This is a genomic window from Micromonospora echinaurantiaca (assembly GCF_900090235.1).
Lineage (GTDB): Bacteria > Actinomycetota > Actinomycetes > Mycobacteriales > Micromonosporaceae > Micromonospora > Micromonospora echinaurantiaca.
On the sequence record NZ_LT607750.1, the window covers coordinates 2425117 to 2445507 of the forward strand.

Here is a 20391-nt window from a genome sequence, read left to right on the forward strand (position 1 = left end):
CTCGCATCCTCCTCGTCGGCGCCGGTGCGGCGCCCTCACCGGAGACGTCGGCGCCGCCCGCCGGTTCCGGACACCGGGGGTGGAGCCTACGTCCGGGGTACGGGTGCGCGGGCCGATTACCGTCGACGCATGACGATGTGGATGCTGTTCGGCGGGGTGGCGGTGCTGATCCTCGGGGCGTTCGCCTGGGTCGGCTGGCGGGACCGCCGGCGGCTCAGCGGGCCCGACGACACGCGCGCCGACCGGGACGCGCGGGCGGGCCAGCACGCCTACGAGGTGCAGCGGCACGCCTCCCCGGGGCAGGAGTGGTCGGCGCGCAACGACACGCACGGGCCGGGATGAACCCGCGGGGCGGTGACGCCGTAGATCACTGCGAGGGCATGACGGACGTGCCGTCGGGGTACTTCACGGGGCATCGCCGACGCCGGGAGGGGCACTGTGACGGCAGGTAGGCATCGGTGGTCGCGCGGGTCGCTGGCCGGGCTGGTGGTGGCGCTGGTGGCCACCGCCGGGTGCTTCGTCGGCGGGGTGTCCGAACCGGGCACGGAGGAGCCGGCGCCACGGCAGCCCGGTTCGTCGGCGTCGCCCGGGGCGGAGCAGACCCGGGCGGACGGCACCACCAGCGTCGCGGAGTTCCAGCAGGACGTCCGCGACGCGCAGAGCATCGCCGAACGGTACTGGGCCCAGCAGCTCCAGGCCTCGGGGCAGCAGTTCCGGCCGGTCCGGCAGATCATCCCGTACCAGCGCGGCGGCGAGGTGACCTGCGGTGGGCAGGAGATTCCGCGCAACAACGCTGTCTACTGCTCGGCCGGCGACTTCATCGCCTACGACGTGCGCTGGTCGGTGGGGGCGTTCCGCCAGGTCGGCGACGCGTTCGTGTTCTACCTGCTCGGCCACGAGTACGCGCACGCCATCCAGGTCCGCCTCGGCATCCGCTACAGCTTCACCATCCAGCAGGAGCTGCAGGCGGACTGCATGGCCGGGGCGTACCTGGGGGACTCGGTGCGCGCCGGGGTGCTGACCCTCGACGAGGGCGACCTGGACGAGTTCCGCGACGGGTTGCTCGCGGTCGGCGACGACCCCGACCAGCCCTGGTTCGCGGAGGGTTCGCACGGCACCGCCGAACAGCGCACCGAGTCCTTCTTCCGCGGCTACGAGCGGTCCCTGACGGCCTGCAACCTGGGCTGAGCGGTCCCGGTCAGCCCTCGTCCCACCACTGGCTCATCCGCACCGACGCGCCGCCGCCGTTGTCGCCCAGGTTCGGGTCGTTGAAGGAGAAGGTCACCCGGGGGTTCGGGCCGGCGCTGTAATAGAGGATGCAGCCGCTGTCCGTGCCGACCGGGAACCACTGCCCGGGGCCGTAGAAGAGGCCCGTCTTGAACACCAGCACGGACCCATCGGAGACCTTGGCGATCAGCGCGTACCGGAGGGCGTCCGGCGCCGGCCACCCGCTGCCGCCCGGGGGCCACTCGCCGGCGATGGACTTCTGGGTGCCCCAGTGGTCGATGCGGATCTTGCCCTGCGCGGACACCCGGAGCACGTCCCGGTCCCGGATGCCCACCGGAGTCGGCCACACGGTCTGCCGGTTGCCCGGCGCGGACCAGGGCTGGTCGTCGATGTTCTGCGGCGGGGCCAGGTCGTAGCAGCGGTCCAGCGGCAGGTTCGCCGCCGCGGCCGGGGTCGCCGGCCAGAGCGCGGCGGTGGCCGCGAGGACGACCACTGTGCACCGGGAGAGCAGGGATCGGACGCGCATCGGCGACCTCCTCAGGCGACGGGCCGCCGCGGCGGCGGCCGGCTGCGCCCAGTCTGCGACCGGCCCGCAAGCCCGCCGGCCGGTCGCGATCGGAGCCTGGTCGCGGGGGCTGGCCGTCAGACAGGTCACCCGGACGGCACCTCGACCCGGCAGCCGTACGGGAAGTTGAGAGGATCGCGGGGTGACCGCTGATCCGCTGCCCAGCCGCCATCCCGCCGCCGTGCTCTTCGACATGGACGGCACCCTGGTCGACAGCGAGAAGCTGTGGGACGTCGCGCTGCACGAACTGGCGGCCGAGTACGGCGGCACGCTCTCCGACGCGGCCCGCAAGGCGATGGTCGGCACCAGCATGGCCGCGTCGATGCGGCTGCTGCACGACGACCTGGGCCAGCCGGAGCGCGACCCGCAGGTCAGCGCGGCGTGGATCGACGCCCGGATCCTGGAGCTGTTCCGCACCGGCCTGCGCTGGCGTCCCGGCGCGCTGACCCTGTTGCGGGCGGTCCGGGCGGCGGGCATCCCCACCGCCCTGGTCACCTCCAGCGGCCGGCCGCTGGTCGAGGTGGCGCTGGACACCCTGGGCCGGGACAGCTTCGACGCGGTGGTCTGCGGCGACGAGGTGGACGCCACCAAGCCGCACCCGGAGCCGTACCTGGCCGCCGCCCGGCTGCTCGACGTGCCGATCGCCCGCTGCGTGGCGATCGAGGACTCGCCGACCGGGGTGGCCAGCGCGCTCGCCGCCGGGGCGGCGGTGCTCGCCGTACCCGCCGAGGTGCCGATCGCCGCGACGGCCGGCGTACACCAGGTGGAGAGCCTGACCGGCGCGGACCTGGAGCTGCTGGCCGCCCTGCTGGGCGAACCGCCGACCGGATGACGCGATGGAGGGGCCCGCCGGTCGGCGGGCCCCTCCTGCTGCGACGGCGACCTCAGTCGTGGGCGATGGCGCCCAGCACGTTGATCCGGGCGGCCCGGACCGCCGGCAGCACCGCGGCGATCACGCCGACGATCGCGGCCAGGCCGAGCATGACGCCCATCTGGTCCCAGGGCAGCACCAGGTCGGTGATCCCCTCGTCCTTCAACGCCTCGACCACCGCGGCGCCGAGCCCGCTGCCGACCGCCACGCCGAGCAGCGCGCCGAACACCGAGATCACCACCGCCTCGACGGTGATCATGCGCATGGTCTGCGCCCGGCGCAGCCCGATCGCCCGCAGCAGGCCCAGCTCGCGGGTCCGCTCCAGCACCGACAGCGCCAGCGTGTTGATGATGCCGAGCACGGCGATCACGATGGCCAGGGCGAGCAGGATCTGGATCATCGTGAGCAGCCCGTCCAACTGGCCGGCCTGCTGCTCGATGAAGGCGTCCCGGTCGGCCACCGACACCTCGGGAGAGTCGGCCAGCAACGCCTCGACCTGCGGCTGCACCGAGGCCACCGAGGTACCCGGGGCCAGCTGGATGAAGCCCTGGATCGGCTGCGGGATGCTGAAGTCACGGGCCGCCGCCGGCGGCAGCACCACCGGGTTGGTCAGCTGCGAGCTGGCGTAGATGCCGCTGACCGTGTAGGTGCGGGCCTCGCCCCGGGCCAGCTGCACCGGCACCTGGGAGCCGACGGAGAGCCCGCGCGACTTCGCGGTGTCCGAGCTGACCAGCATCTGGTCCGGCGCGAGCCGGTCGATGTCACCGGCGGTCGGGGTGGCCCCGAAGATCTGCCGAAGCGAGGCCACCTCGCTGCTCGCCGCCACCCAGGTCCGCTCGCCGCCGACCAGCGCCATGTCGCCGTACTCGCCGTCGACCAGGCGGACGCCGGGGATCGCCGCGGCCTTCTCCAGCACCGCCGGGTCGAAGCTCGGCGGCCGCGGGCCGCTCTGCACGCCGGCGATCACCAGCTCGGCCTTGATGGTGTCCTGGGCCAGGCCGCTGATGCTGCTCTTCGCCGAGTCCAGGATCACCGTCACCCCGGTGACCAGCGCGATGCCGACCATCAGCGCGGCGGCGGTGATGGCGGTACGCCGCGGGTTGCGGCCGGAGTTGAGCCGGCCCAGCTTGCCCGGCACCGACCAGGCGAAGATCGCCCCGAGCAGGCTCACCACCGGCCGGCTGATCAGCGGGGTCAGCAGCGCCACGCCGATGAAGGCGAACAGCACGCCGCCGAGGATGGTGACCAGGGTGTTGTCGCCGGCGTTGCCGGTGAGGCCCAGGGCCAGCAGCGCGGCGCCGATCGCGGTGACCACCCCACCGGCGATGGTGATCTTGGTCAGCGGCCGGTCCGGGGTGGCCACGTCCTGCATCGCCGCGATCGGCGGGATCCGGGACGCCCGCAGCGCCGGCAGCAGCGCCGCCACCACGGTGATGATCAGGCCGACGGCGAACGCGCCGATCACTGCCGACGCCGGCACGCCGAGCCCGGCCAGGGTGAGCCCGCCGGCGAAGGTGCTGAACAGGTACGCCAGCAGCGCGCCGATGCCGATGCCGGCGCCCAGGCCGAGCACCGAGGCGATCAGGCCGACCGCGATGGCCTCCAGCACCACCGAGCCGATGATCTGCTTGCCGCTGGCGCCGATGGCCCGCATCAGCGCCAGCTCGCGGGTGCGCTGGGCCACGATGATCGAGAAGGTGTTCAGGATCAGGAAGGTGCCCACCAGCAGCGCCACCGCGGCGAAGCCGAGCAGGATCCGGTTGAAGAAGGTCAGCGCCTCCTTCAGCCCGGCCGCCGCGTCGGCGGAGAGCTGCTCGCCCGTCTTGACCTCGTAGCCGCCGCCCACCGCGGCGGCCACCGCGTCGCGCAGCGACTCGTCGGACACCCCGTCGGCGGCCTTGATCGACACGCTGTTGTAGGTGTCCGGCGCGCCGAGCATCAGCTTCTGCGCGGTCGGCGTGGTGAACATGATCTCGTTGGCGCCGCCGATCGAGTCCCGGTCACCGCTGTAACCGAAGACGCCGACAATGGTGAACTCCCGCTTCGGCTCCAGCGTCAGCACGCCGACCCGGTCGCCGACCTTCACCTTCCCGGCCGTCGCGAGCGCCTTGTTGATCACGATCTCGTCGTCGGCCTGCGGCCCGCGCCCCTCGCGCAGCTGCACCAGATCGCTCTCGCCGGTCCAGTTCTCACCCAGCTGCGGCGGGCCGAAGGAGGTGACCACCTTGCCGTTGCTGCCGATCATCCGGGCCCCGTCGGCGGCGACCACCCCGGTGGCCTCGGCCACCCCGGGAACCGCCTTCACCGTGTCGAGGGTCGCCGCCGGGAACGGCGGGCTGACCTGCTCGCCCTCGGTCTCGCCGAGCGCGACCTTCGGCTTCGCGGCGACGTTGACGTCGATCCCCTCGTACGCGTCGGCGAAGATCGCGTCGAAGGAGCGGCCGAGGGTGTCAGTGAGCACGAAGGCGCCGGAGACGAACATGACCCCGAGCACCACCGCCAGGCCGGACAGGATGAGCCGGACCTTGCGGGCCAGCAGGCTCTTCAGTGTCGCCCGGAACATCAGTTGCCCACCTCGGCGGCGTGCGTGTCCAGCTTCTTCATGGTGTCCAGCACCGTCTCGGCGGTCGGCTCGATCAGCTCGGAGACGATCTGCCCGTCGGCGAGGAAGACCACCCGGTCGGCGTACGCGGCGGCGGTCGGGTCGTGGGTGACCATGACGATGGTCTGCCCGTGCTCGCGTACCGAGTTGCGCAGGAAGTTGAGCACCTCGGCGCCGGCCCGGGAGTCCAGGTTGCCGGTCGGCTCGTCGGCGAAGATCACCTCGGGGCGGGAGACCAGCGCCCGGGCGCAGGCCACCCGCTGCTGCTGGCCGCCGGAGAGCTGGGCCGGGCGGTGGTCCAGCCGGTCCCGCAGCCCGACCGTGGCGATCACGGTGTCGTACCAGGCCGGGTCGGGTTTGCGGCCGGCGATCGACAGCGGCAGCAGGATGTTCTCCTTGGCCGTCAGCGTCGGCAGCAGGTTGAACTGCTGGAAGATGAAGCCCACCTTGTCCCGGCGCAGCTTCGTCAGGCCCGAGTCGCCGAGGCCGGTGACCGTGGTGTCGCCGATCGACACGGTGCCCCGGGTGACCGAGTCCAGCCCGGCCAGGCAGTGCATCAGCGTCGACTTGCCCGACCCGGACGGGCCCATGATCGCCGTGAACCGGCCCTGCTCGAACTCCGCGGTCACCCCCCGCAGCGCGACGACCTGCGCCTCGCCGCTGCCGTACACCTTCCACACGTCGTTCGCCCGGGCCGCGGCCTGCGCCTGCCGGCCTACCGTCGCGGTCACGTCATGCACCTCTTCCGTCTGAATTTGATCCGCGCCGCCCCCGCTGGTCCGGCGCGGCAGTCCCCATCATCTGTGCTCCGCGGCGGCGATCCGTCCGACTCCGGGTGGAAGCGGTGCGGATTTCGCGCTGCGGGTGCCCCCCATCGCCGGCTCAGGGTTGCCCCTGAGGCGGCCACCGGGCCAGCGGGTTTCCGCCGGCCGGGACCGATCCTGCACACTGACGCCGCGTCAGGGTCAACCGCGCCGCGCCGTCTTGCGTCACGGTAGGTGACCACGACAACCGGGGCCGTCGCCCCGCCGGCGGCTCTTCGGGTACGCCCCGGGCGGTAGCCCGGTGGCCGCGCGCTACGTCCGGGGGCGGACCAGTCCCGACTCGTACGCCAGCACCACCGCCTGCACCCGGTCGCGCAGCCCCAGCTTGGTCAGCATGTGCCCGACGTGGGTCTTGATGGTGGTCTCGCTCACCGACAGCGCCCGGGCGATCTCGGCGTTGGACAGGCCCCGGGCGACGTGCACCAGCACCTCGCGCTCCCGCTCGGTGAGCGCGTCGAGCGCCCGGGGCGGAGTGGCCGCCGGGTCCGGCAGCACGTCGGCGAAGCGGTCCAGCAGCCGCTTGAGGATCCGGGGGGCGACCACCGCGTCCCCGCCGGCCACCGTCCGGATCGCCGCCACCAGGTCGTCGGCCGGCACGTCCTTGGCCAGGAAGCCGCTCGCCCCGGCCCGCAGCGCCCCGACCACGTACTCGTCGAGGTCGAAGGTGGTCAGGATCAGCACCCGCACCGGCAGCCGGGCGTCGACGATGGCCCGGGTGGCGGCCACCCCGTCCATCCGGGGCATCCGGATGTCCATCAGCACCACGTCGGGCAGCAGCCGCCGGGACAGCTCCACCGCCTCCACGCCGTCGCCGGCCTCGGCGACGATGTCCAGGTCCTCCTCGGCGCCGAGCACCATCCGGAACCCGGTACGCAGCAGCGGCTGGTCGTCGGCGAGCAGGATCCGCACCGGCCGCGCCGGCGCCGTCGGATCGGTCATCGTTCTCCCTGTCCTGCTGTCCCGTTGTCCTGTGCCGCTGTACCGCTGTGCCGCTGTCCCCGCCCTGCCGGGCGGTCCCGTCGCCGCGGCCCGCCGGCGCGGGCCGTCGTCGCTGTCGGGGCGCGCCGTCAGGCCGGGCGGACGACCGCCGGCTCCACCGGAATCCTCGCGTACACCCGGAAGCCCCCGCCGGGGCGCGCCCCGATGCGCAGGACCCCACCGTAGAGGCCGACCCGCTCGCGCATCCCTACCAGTCCGTGCCCGATCCGGTCGGCCTCGGGCAGCGGCCCGCGCCCGGTGTCGGTCACCTCCACCTCGACCGCGTCGACGCCGAAATCCAACCGCACCTGCGCGGTCGCCGTCCCGGCGTGCTTGAGCGCGTTGGTCAGCGCCTCCTGGGCGATCCGGTACACGGTCAACGCCACCCCCTGCTCCATCCCGCCGGGGGTGCCCTCGACCCGCAGGGTGACCGGCAGGCCCGCCTCGCGCACCTGGTCGACGAGCGCCTCGATGCCGGCCAGCCCCGGCTGCGGAGCCAGCTCGGCGGCCGGCTCGGCGTCGGTACGCAGCACGTCCAGCAACCGGCGCAGCTCCCGTAGCGTGGCCCGGCCGGTCTCCTCGATGGTGGCGACCGCCTCGTCGGCCGCGTCCGGGTCACGCCGCAGGACTCGGCGCGCCCCGGTGGCGAGCACCCCCATCACGCTGACGTGGTGGGCCACCACGTCGTGCAGTTCCCGGGCGATGCGCCGGCGCTCGTCGGCGACCGCCTGCTCGGCCAGCGCCCGCTGGTTCTCCTCGGCCACCCGGGCGCGCTCCCGCAACGCCTCCGTCGAGGTACGGCGGGCGTGCACGGTACGCCCCACCGAGAACGCCACCGCCCCGACCAGCAGGTTGTTCAGCACCAGGTAGGCGGGGCCGATCTCCAGCACGCCGGCCGGCGGCGCCAGCATGTTCACCAGCGCCACCGGCAGCCACAGCACGACCGCGGCGGCCAGCGCCTGCCGGACCGGCCGGCGGGCGGCGATGGTGTAGGTGAGCACGATGAAGGTCAACCCCTGGGTGCCCGGCGCGAAGTCCAGCAGCGCGGGCAGCGCCAGGCTCGCCACCGCCAGGCCCACCGCCGGCCAGGGCGCCACCCGCCGCAGGGCCGCCGGGGCGGCGCACAGCGCGCTCCAGCCCAGCGCCGCCGGCAGCGGCCGGGGCCACAGCTCGCGCGGGGTGAGCAGGGTGAAGACCGCCTCCGCCACGATCAGGCCGACGGCGAGCAACGCGTCGGCGGCCAGCGGGTGCCGGCGCGTCCACTCTCTCGGGCCCGAGGTCATACCGCGACGCTAGCCGCCGCGCCGCCGAGGAAAGATCGTCGCCGGCGGTGAGGCGGCCTCCTCCCTGAGGAGGAGACGACCTCGACCGCCCTCAGGGGCAGCTGCGCGGCGCGGTCGGGTGGCGCAGGTTATTCGTCGGCGCCGGGCGGCGCCGGCCGGGAGCGGGCGTCGCGCAGCGGATCCGCCGCCGGCTCCGGAGTGGGAAAGGGCGGCGGAGTGCCGCCGAAGCTCGGGCAGAGCGCCTGGTGGCTGCACCAGTCGCAGAGCCGGCTCGGCCGGGGGCGGAAATCCTGCTGGGCGGTGGCCTGCTCGATCGCCCGCCACAGCGCCACCACCGTGCGCTCGAAGCGGAGCAGCTCGTCGGCGTCCGGCGCGTAGTCGCAGACCTCCGCGTCCTTGAGGTAGAGCAGCCGGAGCACCCGGGGGACCACACCGCGGGTGCGCCACAGCACCAGCGCGTAGAACTTCAGCTGGAACAGCGCGCGGGCCTCGAACGCCTCCCGCGGCGCGCCGCCGGTCTTGTAGTCGACCACCCGCAGCGCGCCGTCCGGCGCGACGTCGAGCCGGTCGAGGTAGCCCCGGATGAGCAGCTCGTCGTCGACCACCGCGGAGATCAGGCTCTCCCGCTCGGCCGGCTCCAGCCGGCGCGGATCCTCCACCGCGAAGTAGCCCTCCAGCAGCGCCGCGGCCGAGCGGAGGAACTCGGCCACGGCCGGGTCGTCGCCCTCGGCGAACAGCCCGGCCAGCTCCGGCTGCTCGGTGACCAGCCGGTCCCACTGGGGGGCGACCAGGTCACCGGCGGCGTCCGGGGTGCGGCCGCCGGCCGGCAGGTCGAACAGCCGCTCCAGCACCGCGTGCACCAGCGTGCCCCGGGCCTGCTCGACGGTGGGCCGCTCGGGCAGCCGGTCGATGCTGCGGAACCGGTAGAGCAGCGGGCAGGTCTTGAAATCCGCCGCCCGCGACGGCGACAGCGAGGCCCGTACCGTCGCCGGCACCTCCGCCGGGGCCGCGGGCTGCTGGGTGATCACCGGTTCCGCCGTCATGCCCGGAAGGTTAGGGCACCGGTGTGACACCGCCACGGCCCGCCGCGCCGCGCGCCGCGACGGGCCCGGTCCGTAGCATCGACCCGGTGGAGGAGCAGAAGGGGCGACCGCGACCCCGGCCCGGTGGGCGCACCACGCTGACCGTGGGGCGGGTGTTCGGGGTGCCGCTGCACCTCAACGGCTCGATGCTGCTGCTGGCGGCCCTGGTGACCGTGATCTACGCCGAGTTCGCCCGCCACCAGCTGAACCTGCCGCAGATCAGCGGCTACCTGATCGGCCTCGGGTTCGTCGTCTCGCTGCTCGGCTCGGTGCTGCTGCACGAGCTGGGGCACGCGCTGACCGCCCGCCGGTACGGCATCGGTGTGCGCGGCATCACCCTGGAGCTGCTCGGCGGGTACACCGAGATGGACCGGGACGCGCCCACCCCGCGGGTCGACCTGCTGGTGTCGCTGGCCGGACCGGCGGTCTCCGCGGTGCTCGGCGCGGTCGCGGTCGCGGTGACCCTCGCCCTGCCCGACCGGACGGTGGCCAACCAGCTCGCCTTCCAGCTCGCGGTGAGCAACGTGATCGTCGCGCTGTTCAACATCCTGCCCGGGCTGCCGCTGGACGGCGGGCGGGCGCTGCGCGCCGCGGTCTGGGCGCTCACCCGGGACCGGCACCGGGGCACCGAGGTCGCCGGCTGGGTCGGGCGGATCGTCGCCGTCGGCACCGCGCTGCTGGTCGCCGCGCTCACCGCCGCCCGGCTGCTGGCGCCGCTGGCGCTGCCGCTGATGCTGCTGGTCGCATTCACCCTGTGGCGGGGCGCCGGCCAGTCGATCCGGGTGGCCCGGGTCAGCCGCCGGTTCCCGCTGATCGACCTGTCCCGGCTGGCCCGGCCGGTGCTGACCGTGCCCACCGGCACCCCGCTGGCCGAGGCGCAGCGGCGGCGGGCCGCCGGCGCCGCGCCGGGCGCCGCCCTGCTGGTCGCCGACTCGGCCGGCCGGCCGGTGAGCCTGGTCGACCCGGCCGTCGCGGAGACGGTGCCGGTGGAGCGTCGCCCCTGGCTGGCGGTCGACGCGGTGGCCCGGTCGCTGGCCGACCTGCCGGCCCTGCCGGTCGGGCTCGACGGGGAGCGGGTGATGGAGGCCGTGCAGGCCCACCCGGACGCGCAGTACGTGGTGACCGCAGGCGAAGATGTCGTGGGCATCCTGCACATCGCGGATCTGGCTCAGCTCCTCGAACCTCAACGGAAGATGAACACGTGACCGCAACTCCCTCCGCCGCCCAGGCCGACCCGGGTGCTCCGGCGCCCGCCGACACCCCGGCGCTGCCCCCCGTGCACCGCGGGCCGTTCCGGCCCGGCGACCGGGTGCAGCTGACCGACCCGAAGGGGCGGATGCACACGGTCACCCTGGAACCGGGCAAGGCGTTCCACACCCACCGGGGCATCCTGGAGCACGACGCGCTGATCGGGCTGCCCGACGGCAGCGTGGTCACCACCTCCGGCGGCGGCACCGCGTTCCTGGCGCTGCGGCCGCTGCTGTCGGACTACGTGCTGTCCATGCCACGCGGCGCGCAGGTGATCTACCCGAAGGACTCCGCCCAGATCGTCGCCATGGGCGACATCTTCCCCGGCGCCAAGGTGCTGGAGGCCGGCGCCGGCTCCGGCGCGCTGAGCTGCTCGCTGCTGCGCGCCGTGGGCACCGAGGGGGAGCTGCACTCCTACGAGCTGCGCGACGACTTCGCCCAGATCGCCCGGCGCAACGTGGAGGCGTTCTTCAACGGGCCGCACCCGGCCTGGCACCTGCACGTGGGCGACGTGGCCGAGTGCGCCGAGACCGGCTTCGACCGGATCATCCTGGACATGCTCACCCCGTGGGAGACCCTCGACATGGTCGAGCGGGCGCTGCTGCCGGGCGGGGTGTTCATCGGCTACGTGGCCACCACCCCGCAGCTGTCCGAGCTGGTGGAGGCGCTGCGCGAGCGCGGCGGCTGGACCGAGCCGCGGGCCTGGGAGTCGCTGGTGCGCGACTGGCACGCCGAGGGGCTCGCCGTCCGGCCGGACCACCGCATGATCGCGCACACCGCCTTCCTGGTGTCCGCGCGTAAGCTCGCCCCCGGCGTGACCGCGCCGCCGCGGCGGCGCAAGCCCAGCAAGGGCACCGAGGCGTACGCGCAGCGCCGGCAGGCACTGCGCGAGGCCGAGGCGGCCCGGCAGACGGCGGCCGCCCGAGCCGCCGGGGCGCAGCCCGACTCGACGGAGGAGATGGACAGGCCGTGACGGCGGAATGGGGCGGCTGGGAGTGAACGGGTGGATCCCGCCGGTCGGTGCGGGCCGGTGGTGCGACCCTCGGACGGTGGCATGAGCGAGCGGATCGGCGGGCTCGGCGCGGTGGTGTCCCGTGCCGGCGCGTGGCGGGGCGGAGTGCCGGCATGAGCCGGCCCGGCTTCGGTGGCGGCGACCTGCCGGCGGTGTTCCCGGACTGGTCGCCCTACCAGGATCTCGAGTCGGCGGCCCGGGCCTACCTGCGGGACCCGGACGTGGCGCTGGAGGCGCTCGGCGGGGTGCTGCGCGGGGCGTCGGTGCTCGGCTTCACCCTGGAACGCTTCGTCAACGAGGTGAACGGGGTGTGGCAGGAGGTCGTGGTCTGCGACGGCAGCCGGCTCGTCCTCTGGCACGGCGAGGACGTCCCGCCGGGGGAGGGGCCGCCCGGGTCGATGACCTCCTCGCTGCGGGTGGTGCCGGTCTCCTCGGTCACCGAGGTGGGCTGCCGGCGCCGGCTCACCCGGGGCGACAACGGCGAGATCCGGGTCGACAGCATCGACGTCTACCTGCTGCTGACCTCGCTCGACGAGGCCCCGCCGAGCGAGGAGATGGCGGGCGCGCCGCGGCACGACGCGCTGCGCTTCGGCAAGACCCTCGACGACGGCGGCGCCGGGCAGATCGCCCGGCTGGAGGAGTTCGCCCGGCTGGTCGCCTCGGTGGTCGGGCGTCCGCTGCTCTGAGCCGGCGGCGGGACGCCGGCCGCCGCCGGACACTGGCCGGGCAGCGGTCAGCCGTCGGAAGGCCGATCGTGGTGTGGTGGCGGGTGGTCGCCGGCCGGCGGCGCGGCGGGGTCAGTCGTCGGCGTCGGGGCCGGCGACCTCGACGCCGTCGCTGTCGCGCACCACGTGGATGCACTCGCCCGGGCACTCGCGCGCCGAGTCGATCACCTCGAGGCGCAGGTGGGCGGGGACGTCGACCCGGTCGCCCGGGGCCTGCCGCAGCTCGCCGTCGGGGCCCTTGACGTACGCCAGGCCGTCGACGTCGAACTCGAAGACCTCCGGCGCGTACTGCACGCACAGCCCGTCGCCGGTGCAGAGGTCCTGGTCCACCCAGACCGTCAGCTGGTCGGTCGCGACCTCGGCCACGGGTGCACCCCCCATGTTCTCCCGTCCCACGCCCCGACGGTACCCGAACGCCCGTACGGCCCCACCGGCCCACCCTTGGCGATCAAGGTTCGGTGACGAGGGCGTTGCGCGGGACCGAATCGGCCTCATAGCGGCTAGTGTTAGGGCAGAACGTTCAAGCCCCCCGGGGAGGTGGGACGTGGCACGCAGCGACGACGCGGACTCGCGCGCCGCACGGTGGGAGAAGGAGGCCCACGATCTCTCCACGCAGGTCGCGTTCCTGCAAGAGGAACTCGCTCTGGTGCGGCGCAAGTTGACCGAAAGCCCCCGACACGTCCGGCAGCTCGAAGAGCGGCTGGCGGCCACCCAGGCACAGTTGGCGCGGCTGACCGAGAACAACGACCGGCTCGTGAGCACTCTCAAGGAGGCTCGCGCGCAGATCGTGACGCTCAAGGAGGAGATCGACCGCCTCGCGCAACCGCCGAGTGGCTACGGCGTCTTCCTGGCGCGGCACGACGACGGCACGGTGGACGTCTTCACCGGCGGCCGCAAGCTCCGGGTGGCCGTCTCGCCCTCGCTCGACGTGGCCGAGCTGCGGCGCGGCCAGGAGGTGCTGCTCAACGACGCGCTCAACATCGTCGACGCGTTCGGCTTCGAGCGGGTCGGCGAGGTGGTGATGCTCAAGGAGGTCCTCGAGAGCCCCGGCGGCGCTCCGGGCGACCGGGCGCTGGTGGTCTCGCACTCCGACGAGGAACGGATCGTCCACCTGGCCGACTCCCTGATCGGTTCGCCGATCCGGGCCGGCGACTCGCTCATGATCGAACCGCGGTCGGCGTACGCGTACGAGCGGATCCCCAAGAGCGAGGTCGAGGAACTGGTGCTGGAGGAGGTGCCGGACGTCGACTACACCGACATCGGCGGCCTCCACGCGCAGATCGAGCAGATCCGCGACGCGGTGGAACTGCCCTTCCTGCACGCCGACCTGTTCCGCGAGCACCAGCTCCGCCCGCCGAAGGGGATACTGCTCTACGGCCCACCCGGCTGCGGCAAGACGCTGATCGCCAAGGCGGTGGCCAACTCGCTGGCCAAGAAGATCGCCGAACGCCGGGGCGAGGAGAAGCACACCAGCTACTTCCTCAACATCAAGGGCCCGGAGCTGCTCAACAAGTACGTCGGCGAGACCGAGCGGCACATCCGGCTGATCTTCCAGCGGGCCCGGGAGAAGGCCGGCGAGGGCACCCCGGTGATCGTGTTCTTCGACGAGATGGACTCGGTCTTCCGCACCCGCGGCTCGGGCGTCTCCTCGGACGTGGAGAACACCATCGTCCCGCAGCTGCTCAGCGAGATCGACGGCGTCGAGGGCCTGGAGAACGTCATCGTCATCGGCGCCTCCAACCGGGAAGACATGATCGACCCGGCGATCCTGCGGCCCGGCCGGCTCGACGTGAAGATCAAGATCGAGCGGCCGGACGCCGAGGCGGCCAAGGACATCTTCTCCAAGTACATCCTCTCCGGGCTGCCGCTGCACCCGGACGACCTGGCCGAGCACGGCGGCGACCCCCAGGCCACCGTCGCGGCCATGATCGACGCGGTCGTGCTGCGGATGTACTCGGAGACCGAGGAGAACCGCTTCCTCGAGGTCACCTACGCCAACGGCGACAAGGAAGTCCTCTACTTCAAGGACTTCAACTCCGGCGCGATGATCCAGAACATCGTCGACCGGGGCAAGAAGATGGCCATCAAGGAGTTCCTCACCTCCGGCCGCAAGGGGCTGCGCCTGCAGCACCTGCTCGACGCCTGCGTCGACGAGTTCCGCGAGAACGAGGACCTGCCCAACACCACCAACCCGGACGACTGGGCCCGCATCTCCGGCAAGAAGGGGGAGCGGATCGTCTACATCCGTACCCTCGTCTCCGGCGGCAAGGGCGCCGAGGCCGGCCGGTCCATCGAGACCGCCAGCAACACCGGCCAGTACCTGTAACACCCGAGTCGACGGGCCCGCGGCACGCCGCGGGCCCGTCGCCGTACCACCGGATGTCCACCCGGCCGGCGCGCGTCCGCCGGGCGGGATGCCGGGCCCGTCGGTAAGCTTCCGGGCACCGCTTCGCCGACCCGCCGAGGAACCGCGTGCCGTCCGAGCTCACCGTCGTCGACCCGCCGGCCACCCCGGCGGCCGAGCCGACCCACCCGGCGACCCGCCGCCGACGCACCGCCGCGCTGGTGGCCGCGGCGCTGCTGGCGGCCTGGCTGGCCCCCGTCGTGGCGTACGCGACGCACCGCACGTGGCTGCTGCCACCGCTGCTCCTGCTCGGCACCGCGAGCCTGCTGCGCGGCGGCCGCACCCTGCTCGACCGGCTGCTGCTGGCCACCATGCTGCTGCTCGGCGCGACCACCGCGGCGGGCCTGCTCTTCGCGGTCTGGCCCTGGGGGCTGCATCCGGTACCGGTCAACGGCACCGCCCTCACCGTGCTCGTGCTCGCCGCCGTGGCCACCGGCCGCCGCCCCCGGCTGCCCCGGCCGGGCTGGGTCGACCTGTTCCCGGTCCTCGGCACCGCCGCACTCGTCGGCTACCTCGCCCAACCGCTGCTGCGCGCCGGCGACCTCGCCACCCGGTTGACCCTGCTCGGCCGCGGCGAGGACAACTACCGCCACCTCGCCCTCTTCGACGTCGTCGGCCGCGCCGGCGGCTACGTCTTCGTCGACCCGGCCGCCGCCCGGGAACAGATCGTCTCCGCCCTCGTCCACTACCCGCAGGGCTGGCACCTGACCACCGCCCTGCTCGACGGCCACCTCACCCCGATCGGCGCCGCCGCCCGCGGCGCCGGCGCCGTCGAGCCCTACCTGTGGTGGACCGTCGCCGGCTTCGGCCTGCTCACTCTCACCCTGCTCTGGGTCGCCCAGCGGATCCCCGGCCCGCTGCACCCCCTGCACCGCACGGTGCTCACCGTCGTCGTCGGCGCCCTGATCCTCGGCACCCAACTGCCGCGGCTGCTCATCGCCGGCTACCCCACCGAGGTGCTCGGCCTGACCCTCGCCGTCGCCCTGGCCGGCCTCGTCATCCGGCCGCTGGCCGGCACCCGGGAACAACTCGTCCTGCTGGGCGCCCTGCTGACCGGCATCGGCTTCAGCTACTACCTCTTCCTGCCCGCCGCCGCCGTGCTGGCGCTGTGCTGGTTCGCCGGCCACTGGCGGGAGGCGCTGCGCGCCTGGCCCACCCTGCTCGCCGTCGCCCTCGCCACCGTCCCCCTCGCCGCCACCACGCCCCTGCTGGGCCTGCTCCGCGCCGACCACGCCGAGGCGCTCGCCGCCCCGATCGGCCGGGACGTCACCCAGACCTGGCGCGCCCTGCTCTGGCTCGGCGGGCTGGTCGTGCTCGCCCTGGTCGTCCAGGTCCGCCGCAGCGACCGCGCCTGGCGCCGCACCCTGCTGGTCATGCTCGTCGGCGCCGGCTTCGCCCTCGCCATCGCGCAGGCCAGCATCAACGCCGGCGGGCAGCCCGCGTACTACTTCAACAAGGCCGGCCACCTGGCCACCGCGCTGTTCATCGTCGGCACCGCCGGCCTGGTCCGGCTGCTGCCCACCCCGCGCCGCGACCGCGGGCTGCCCCGACGGGTCGGCACCACCGCGGCGGCGGCCGTCACCGGCGTCGCGCTCGCCGCCACCGCCGTCACCTACTGCGGTGTAACCGGCTGGCACCGCGGCATCCTGGTCACCGACGAGTGGACCTGGGCGCAGCGCTGGGTGCACCAGCACCTCGAACAGCCCGTCCGCGCCGCGGTGGTGTGCGCGGAGGTCGACCGGGCCTACCCGCCGGTGCCCTGGGCCACCACCTTCATCCTCGACCGCGGTCCCTACCGCTCCTACCTGGAGGGGCTCTGCCTCTCCGCCCTGCAGGGCACCACCGCGCAGAGCGAGCCCGGCGTCTACGGCATGGTCTTCCTCGAACCCGACCGCACCCGGGAGATGCTGCGCCGCACGCCCGGACCGGTCCGGTTCGTGGTCACCGACCCGGGCGCCCGGCGGCGGGTGGAGAAACTGCTCATCGCCGAACCGGAACTGCACCGCCGGGTCACCGTCGAGGTCATGCTGATCCCCGAGCCGTACCGCTGAGCCGCCGCGCGGCCGGCGACACCGCGACCGGCTGCACCGCCACGCCCCCATCCGCGGTGGCGCCGACTACGCTCGACTCGACGGGGGACCGGTCGGGCGAGCGAAGCGGGTAGGTCGATGAGCGTAAGACGGATCATGGGCACCGAGGTCGAGTACGGCATCTCCGTACCGGGCCAGGCGGGGGCCAACCCGATGGTCACCTCGTCCCAGGTGGTCAACGCCTACGGGGCGCGCCCGGAACTCAACCGCGGTGGCCGGGCCCGCTGGGACTACGAGGAGGAGTCGCCGCTGCGCGACGCCCGCGGCTTCACCTACTCCGGGGCCGCCTACGACCCCGCCGAGGCGCTGGCCGACGAGGACCTCGGCCTGGCCAACGTGATACTCACCAACGGCGCCCGGCTGTACGTCGACCACGCGCACCCGGAGTACTCCACTCCCGAGGTGACCAACCCGCTGGACCTGGTCCGCTGGGACAAGGCCGGCGAGCGGGTGATGGCCGAGGCGGCCCGGCGCGCCGCCACCATCCCCGGCACCCAGCCGATCCACCTCTACAAGAACAACACCGACAACAAAGGCGCCAGCTACGGTGCGCACGAGAACTACCTGATGCGCCGGCAGACGCCGTTCGCCGACATCGTCGCGTACCTGACGCCGTTCTTCGTCACCCGGCAGATCGTCTGCGGCGCCGGCCGGGTCGGCATCGGCCAGGACGGCGGGCAGAGCGGCTTCCAGATCTCCCAGCGGGCCGACTTCTTCGAGGTCGAGGTCGGGCTGGAGACCACCCTCAAGCGGCCGATCATCAACACCCGGGACGAGCCGCACGCCGACGCCGACAAGTACCGCCGGCTGCACGTCATCATCGGCGACGCGAACCTGTCGGAGATCTCGACGTACCTCAAGGTCGGCACCACCGCGCTGATCCTCACCATGATCGAGGAGAAGGCGCTCGGCGCGGACCTGGGCATCGCCGACCCGGTCAGCGAGCTGCGCGCGGTCAGCCACGACCCGTCCCTGTCCCACCTGATGCGGCTGCGCGACGGGCGCCGGCTGACCGCCCTGGACGTGCAGTGGGCGTACTACGAGCGGGTGCGGTCCTTTGTCGACGACCGGTACGGCAGCGATGCCGACGAGCAGACCCAGGACGTGCTGGCCCGCTGGGAGGGCGTGCTGGACCGGCTCGGCCGGGACGTGATGCTCTGCGCCGACGAGCTGGACTGGGTGGCCAAGCTGCGGCTGCTGGAGGGCTACCGGGAGCGGGAGAAGCTCGGCTGGGGCTCGCACAAGCTCCAGCTGGTGGACCTGCAGTACTCCGACGTGCGCCCGGAGAAGGGCCTCTACCACCGGCTGGTGACCCGCGGGGCGATGAAGACGCTGCTGACCGACGAGCAGACCCGCACCGCGATGACCGAGCCGCCGGAGGACACCCGGGCCTACTTCCGTGGCCGTTGCCTGGCCCAGTACGCCTCCGAGGTGGTCGCCGCGAGCTGGGACTCGGTCATCTTCGACGTGGGCCGGGAGTCGCTGGTGCGGGTGCCGATGATGGAGCCGGAGCGGGGCACCCGCAAGCACGTCGGCGAGCTCTTCGACCGCTGCCCCAGCGCCAAGGACCTGCTGGAGACCCTCACCGGCGGCTGACCGGGCCGGCCGGTCCGCGGCGCGCGCCGCGTCGGGCCGCCGGCTGGCGTCAGCCGTACGACGGTGACCCTGGCCCGTCGCGCGTACACCCGGCGCGCGGCGGGCCTTTCGTCGCTCCCGCGAGGTAAGTTTCTCGGAAGAGATCGTTGGAGGAGGCACCAGATGGCCACTCGTGACAGCGGCGGGCAGTCGCAGTCGGGCAAGTCCCGCCAGGGCGAAGAGATTGAGGACGTCACCACCGAGGCCAACCCGGAGGTCGCCGAGCGGCACGCGGAGATCACCGAGGACGTCGACGACCTCCTCGACGAGATCGACTCCGTCCTGGAGGAGAACGCAGAGGAATTTGTCCGGGGCTACGTACAGAAAGGGGGTGAATAGGGCATAGACGGGCAAATCGGACATGCCTCGGCCTCTCGACGACCGGGATGACGCTCGTCGTTGCCGTGATTGCGGCGAGTGGAAGCCACTTGAGGAGTTCTGCACCAACAGCAAGCGCCCCGACGGTCGTGGCAGCTACTGCAAGCCCTGCTTCAATCAGCGGTCGAAGGCGAGCTACGCGAAGCGGGTGCAAGAGAAGCACGGCCGGGAGGTTCGCCAGCTTCCGGCCGTGCCCGAGGGGCACCGGCGATGCCCTGCTTGCGGCGAGACGAGGGCACTAGACGACTTCCCGCGAAACCGTTCTGGGCGGGCTGGTTACGGCCGATACTGCAAGCCTTGCCACAACGAGAAGGGCAAGGAGAGCAGGCTCCGGCTCTACGGGGGCAGTCGCGAGTACCACCTGCGGCGGCGGTACGGCATCGGGCAGCAGGAGTTCGACGAGCTCCTGGCCGAGCCGGGCGGGGTCTGCGCCATCTGCGGCGGCGCGGACCCGCAACATGTGGACCACGATCATCGCACCGGTTGGGTGCGCGGGATACTCTGCTTCAACTGCAACGGTGGTCTTGGTCAGTTCCGTGACGATCAGGCGCGGCTGGCCGGGGCGATCACATACCTGAGAGGAACCACGTGGCAGCGGGTTTTGATCCATCCGGGCGTCTACCAGATGTGTTCACCAACGCGGGGACGTCCTCCTTCACCACGTTCCTGAGCAAGGTGGCTCCCGAGATGCTGCCCGGCCGCCGGCCGCTGCCGCCGGGCATGGCCGCCGACCTGGCGCCGCACGCCACCACCATCGTGGCCATCTCGGCCGCCGGCGGCGTGGTGATGGCCGGCGACCGACGGGCCACGATGGGCAACCTGATCGCCCAGCGCGACATCGAGAAGGTGCACCCGGCCGACGCGTACTCGCTGGTCGGCATCGCGGGCACCGCCGGCATCGGCATCGAGCTGATGCGACTGTTCCAGGTGGAGCTGGAGCACTACGAGAAGATCGAGGGCGCGATGCTCTCGCTGGACGGCAAGGCCAACCGGCTCGCCTCGATGATCCGGGGCAACCTGGGCGCGGCGATGCAGGGGCTGGCCGTGATCCCGCTCTTCGCCGGCTTCGACCTGGCCTGCGCCGACCCGGCGGAGGCCGGCCGCATCTTCAGCTTCGACGTCACCGGCGGCCCCTACGAGGAGACCGGCTACGACGCCATCGGCTCCGGCTCGCTGTTCGCCAAGTCCGCGCTGAAGAAGCGGTACCGGGCCGGGCTGTCGATGGACGACGCGGTCCGCCTCGCGGTGGAGGCGCTCTACGACGCGGCCGACGACGACACCGCCACCGGTGGGCCGGACCTCACCCGCCGGATCTACCCGGTGGTGATGACCGCGACGGCGGAGGGCACCCACCGGCTCACCGACGCCGAGACGGCGGCGATCGCCGAGAGCGTGGTCTCCGGTCGGATGGAGAACCCGGGCGGCTGATCCGCCCGCACAGTCAGCAGCCGTCAGCACAGCGCCGTA

General features: G+C 73.2%; 19 protein-coding genes. 12 read left to right on the top strand and 7 right to left on the bottom strand.

Translation table 11 applies throughout. The features are described from left to right. Positions 1–129 precede the first annotated feature (129 nt). Both GA0070609_RS11100 and GA0070609_RS11105 read left to right on the top strand, forming a co-directional pair. A complete protein-coding gene (locus GA0070609_RS11100; protein ID WP_088993737.1) occupies positions 130–342 on the top strand; it encodes a hypothetical protein in 213 nt (70 codons plus the stop codon). Between the two features lie 72 nt (positions 343–414). Beyond that, entirely contained in the window at positions 415–1188 is a 774-nt protein-coding gene (locus GA0070609_RS11105; RefSeq protein ID WP_088993738.1) for a neutral zinc metallopeptidase, read from the top strand. Between the two features lie 10 nt (positions 1189–1198). Here GA0070609_RS11105 and GA0070609_RS11110 read toward each other — a convergent pair whose 3' ends face one another. Then, entirely contained in the window at positions 1199–1753 is a 555-nt protein-coding gene (locus tag GA0070609_RS11110) for a hypothetical protein (protein WP_157748116.1), read from the bottom strand. A 220-nt stretch (positions 1754–1973) separates the two neighbouring features. Between GA0070609_RS11110 and GA0070609_RS11115 the strand changes: the two genes are divergently transcribed. Continuing rightward, positions 1974–2624 carry an HAD family hydrolase gene (locus tag GA0070609_RS11115; protein WP_088997654.1) on the top strand — a complete coding sequence of 217 codons (651 nt, stop codon included), beginning with the start codon at positions 1974–1976 and terminating at the stop codon, positions 2622–2624. 52 nt (positions 2625–2676) lie between these two features. On the opposite strand, the gene GA0070609_RS11120 is transcribed toward GA0070609_RS11115, so the two are convergent. From GA0070609_RS11120 to GA0070609_RS11140, 5 genes are all read right to left on the bottom strand, one after another. Continuing rightward, positions 2677–5226, bottom strand: a complete 2550-nt coding sequence (locus tag GA0070609_RS11120; protein ID WP_088993740.1) for an ABC transporter permease — start codon at positions 5224–5226, stop codon at positions 2677–2679. Then, complete coding sequence (locus GA0070609_RS11125; RefSeq protein ID WP_088993741.1) at positions 5226–5996, bottom strand: ABC transporter ATP-binding protein; 771 nt, start codon at positions 5994–5996, stop codon at positions 5226–5228. Before GA0070609_RS11125 ends, GA0070609_RS11120 begins: the two co-directional genes overlap by 1 nt. A gap of 345 nt (positions 5997–6341) precedes the next feature. Beyond that, positions 6342–7028 carry a response regulator gene (locus GA0070609_RS11130; RefSeq protein ID WP_088993742.1) on the bottom strand — a complete coding sequence of 229 codons (687 nt, stop codon included), beginning with the start codon at positions 7026–7028 and terminating at the stop codon, positions 6342–6344. Positions 7029–7156: 128 nt separating this feature from the next. Continuing rightward, positions 7157–8350 (bottom strand): sensor histidine kinase, encoded by a 1194-nt coding sequence (locus GA0070609_RS11135; RefSeq protein ID WP_088993743.1) that lies wholly within the window; start codon positions 8348–8350, stop codon positions 7157–7159. 128 nt (positions 8351–8478) lie between these two features. After that, complete coding sequence (locus GA0070609_RS11140; RefSeq protein WP_088993744.1) at positions 8479–9393, bottom strand: RecB family exonuclease; 915 nt, start codon at positions 9391–9393, stop codon at positions 8479–8481. 152 nt (positions 9394–9545) lie between these two features. Here GA0070609_RS11140 and GA0070609_RS11145 point away from each other — a divergent pair, with 152 nt between their 5' ends. The 3 genes from GA0070609_RS11145 to GA0070609_RS11155 all read left to right on the top strand — a co-directional run bounded on the left by GA0070609_RS11145 (position 9546) and on the right by GA0070609_RS11155 (position 12378). Then, a complete protein-coding gene (locus tag GA0070609_RS11145; RefSeq protein WP_408630661.1) occupies positions 9546–10637 on the top strand; it encodes a M50 family metallopeptidase in 1092 nt (363 codons plus the stop codon). Beyond that, a complete protein-coding gene (locus tag GA0070609_RS11150) occupies positions 10634–11653 on the top strand; it encodes a tRNA (adenine-N1)-methyltransferase (protein ID WP_408630645.1) in 1020 nt (339 codons plus the stop codon). The genes GA0070609_RS11145 and GA0070609_RS11150 overlap by 4 nt, the downstream gene beginning before the upstream one ends. A gap of 152 nt (positions 11654–11805) precedes the next feature. After that, positions 11806–12378, top strand: a complete 573-nt coding sequence (locus tag GA0070609_RS11155) for a hypothetical protein (protein WP_088993745.1) — start codon at positions 11806–11808, stop codon at positions 12376–12378. Between the two features lie 111 nt (positions 12379–12489). Here GA0070609_RS11155 and GA0070609_RS11160 read toward each other — a convergent pair whose 3' ends face one another. Next, positions 12490–12783, bottom strand: a complete 294-nt coding sequence (locus GA0070609_RS11160) for a ferredoxin (protein ID WP_088993746.1) — start codon at positions 12781–12783, stop codon at positions 12490–12492. Between the two features lie 178 nt (positions 12784–12961). Between GA0070609_RS11160 and arc the strand changes: the two genes are divergently transcribed. From arc to prcB, 6 genes are all read left to right on the top strand, one after another. Then, positions 12962–14743: a proteasome ATPase gene (gene arc / locus GA0070609_RS11165; RefSeq protein WP_088993747.1), complete on the top strand. Its 1782-nt coding sequence runs from the start codon at positions 12962–12964 to the stop codon at positions 14741–14743. Positions 14744–14889: 146 nt separating this feature from the next. Beyond that, positions 14890–16872 carry a hypothetical protein gene (locus tag GA0070609_RS11170; RefSeq protein WP_088993748.1) on the top strand — a complete coding sequence of 661 codons (1983 nt, stop codon included), beginning with the start codon at positions 14890–14892 and terminating at the stop codon, positions 16870–16872. 117 nt (positions 16873–16989) lie between these two features. Further along, complete coding sequence (gene dop / locus GA0070609_RS11175; protein WP_088993749.1) at positions 16990–18507, top strand: depupylase/deamidase Dop; 1518 nt, start codon at positions 16990–16992, stop codon at positions 18505–18507. Between the two features lie 162 nt (positions 18508–18669). Then, a complete protein-coding gene (locus tag GA0070609_RS11180; RefSeq protein ID WP_088993750.1) occupies positions 18670–18885 on the top strand; it encodes a ubiquitin-like protein Pup in 216 nt (71 codons plus the stop codon). Between the two features lie 22 nt (positions 18886–18907). After that, the gene (locus tag GA0070609_RS11185; protein WP_088993751.1) at positions 18908–19594 is read left to right on the top strand and encodes an endonuclease VII domain-containing protein; all 687 of its coding nucleotides are present in this window, start codon (positions 18908–18910) and stop codon (positions 19592–19594) included. Continuing rightward, positions 19513–20352 carry a proteasome subunit beta gene (prcB, locus tag GA0070609_RS11190; RefSeq protein ID WP_172899321.1) on the top strand — a complete coding sequence of 280 codons (840 nt, stop codon included), beginning with the start codon at positions 19513–19515 and terminating at the stop codon, positions 20350–20352. Before GA0070609_RS11185 ends, prcB begins: the two co-directional genes overlap by 82 nt. The last annotated feature ends 39 nt before the right edge of the window (positions 20353–20391 follow it).

What these genes read in the sequence shown, in the direction of transcription:
- GA0070609_RS11140 (WP_088993744.1), bottom strand. Translation starts at nt 9,393, where the DNA reads ATGACGGCGGAACCGGTGATCACCCAGCAGCCCGCGGCCCCGGCGGAG.
- GA0070609_RS11100 (WP_088993737.1), top strand. Translation starts at nt 130, where the DNA reads ATGACGATGTGGATGCTGTTCGGCGGGGTGGCGGTGCTGATCCTCGGG.
- GA0070609_RS11110 (WP_157748116.1), bottom strand. Translation starts at nt 1,753, where the DNA reads ATGCGCGTCCGATCCCTGCTCTCCCGGTGCACAGTGGTCGTCCTCGCG.
- GA0070609_RS11185 (WP_088993751.1), top strand. Translation starts at nt 18,908, where the DNA reads ATGCCTCGGCCTCTCGACGACCGGGATGACGCTCGTCGTTGCCGTGAT.
- GA0070609_RS11120 (WP_088993740.1), bottom strand. Translation starts at nt 5,226, where the DNA reads ATGTTCCGGGCGACACTGAAGAGCCTGCTGGCCCGCAAGGTCCGGCTC.
- GA0070609_RS11130 (WP_088993742.1), bottom strand. Translation starts at nt 7,028, where the DNA reads ATGACCGATCCGACGGCGCCGGCGCGGCCGGTGCGGATCCTGCTCGCC.
- GA0070609_RS11180 (WP_088993750.1), top strand. Translation starts at nt 18,670, where the DNA reads ATGGCCACTCGTGACAGCGGCGGGCAGTCGCAGTCGGGCAAGTCCCGC.
- GA0070609_RS11135 (WP_088993743.1), bottom strand. Translation starts at nt 8,350, where the DNA reads ATGACCTCGGGCCCGAGAGAGTGGACGCGCCGGCACCCGCTGGCCGCC.
- GA0070609_RS11155 (WP_088993745.1), top strand. Translation starts at nt 11,806, where the DNA reads ATGAGCCGGCCCGGCTTCGGTGGCGGCGACCTGCCGGCGGTGTTCCCG.
- dop (WP_088993749.1), top strand. Translation starts at nt 16,990, where the DNA reads ATGAGCGTAAGACGGATCATGGGCACCGAGGTCGAGTACGGCATCTCC.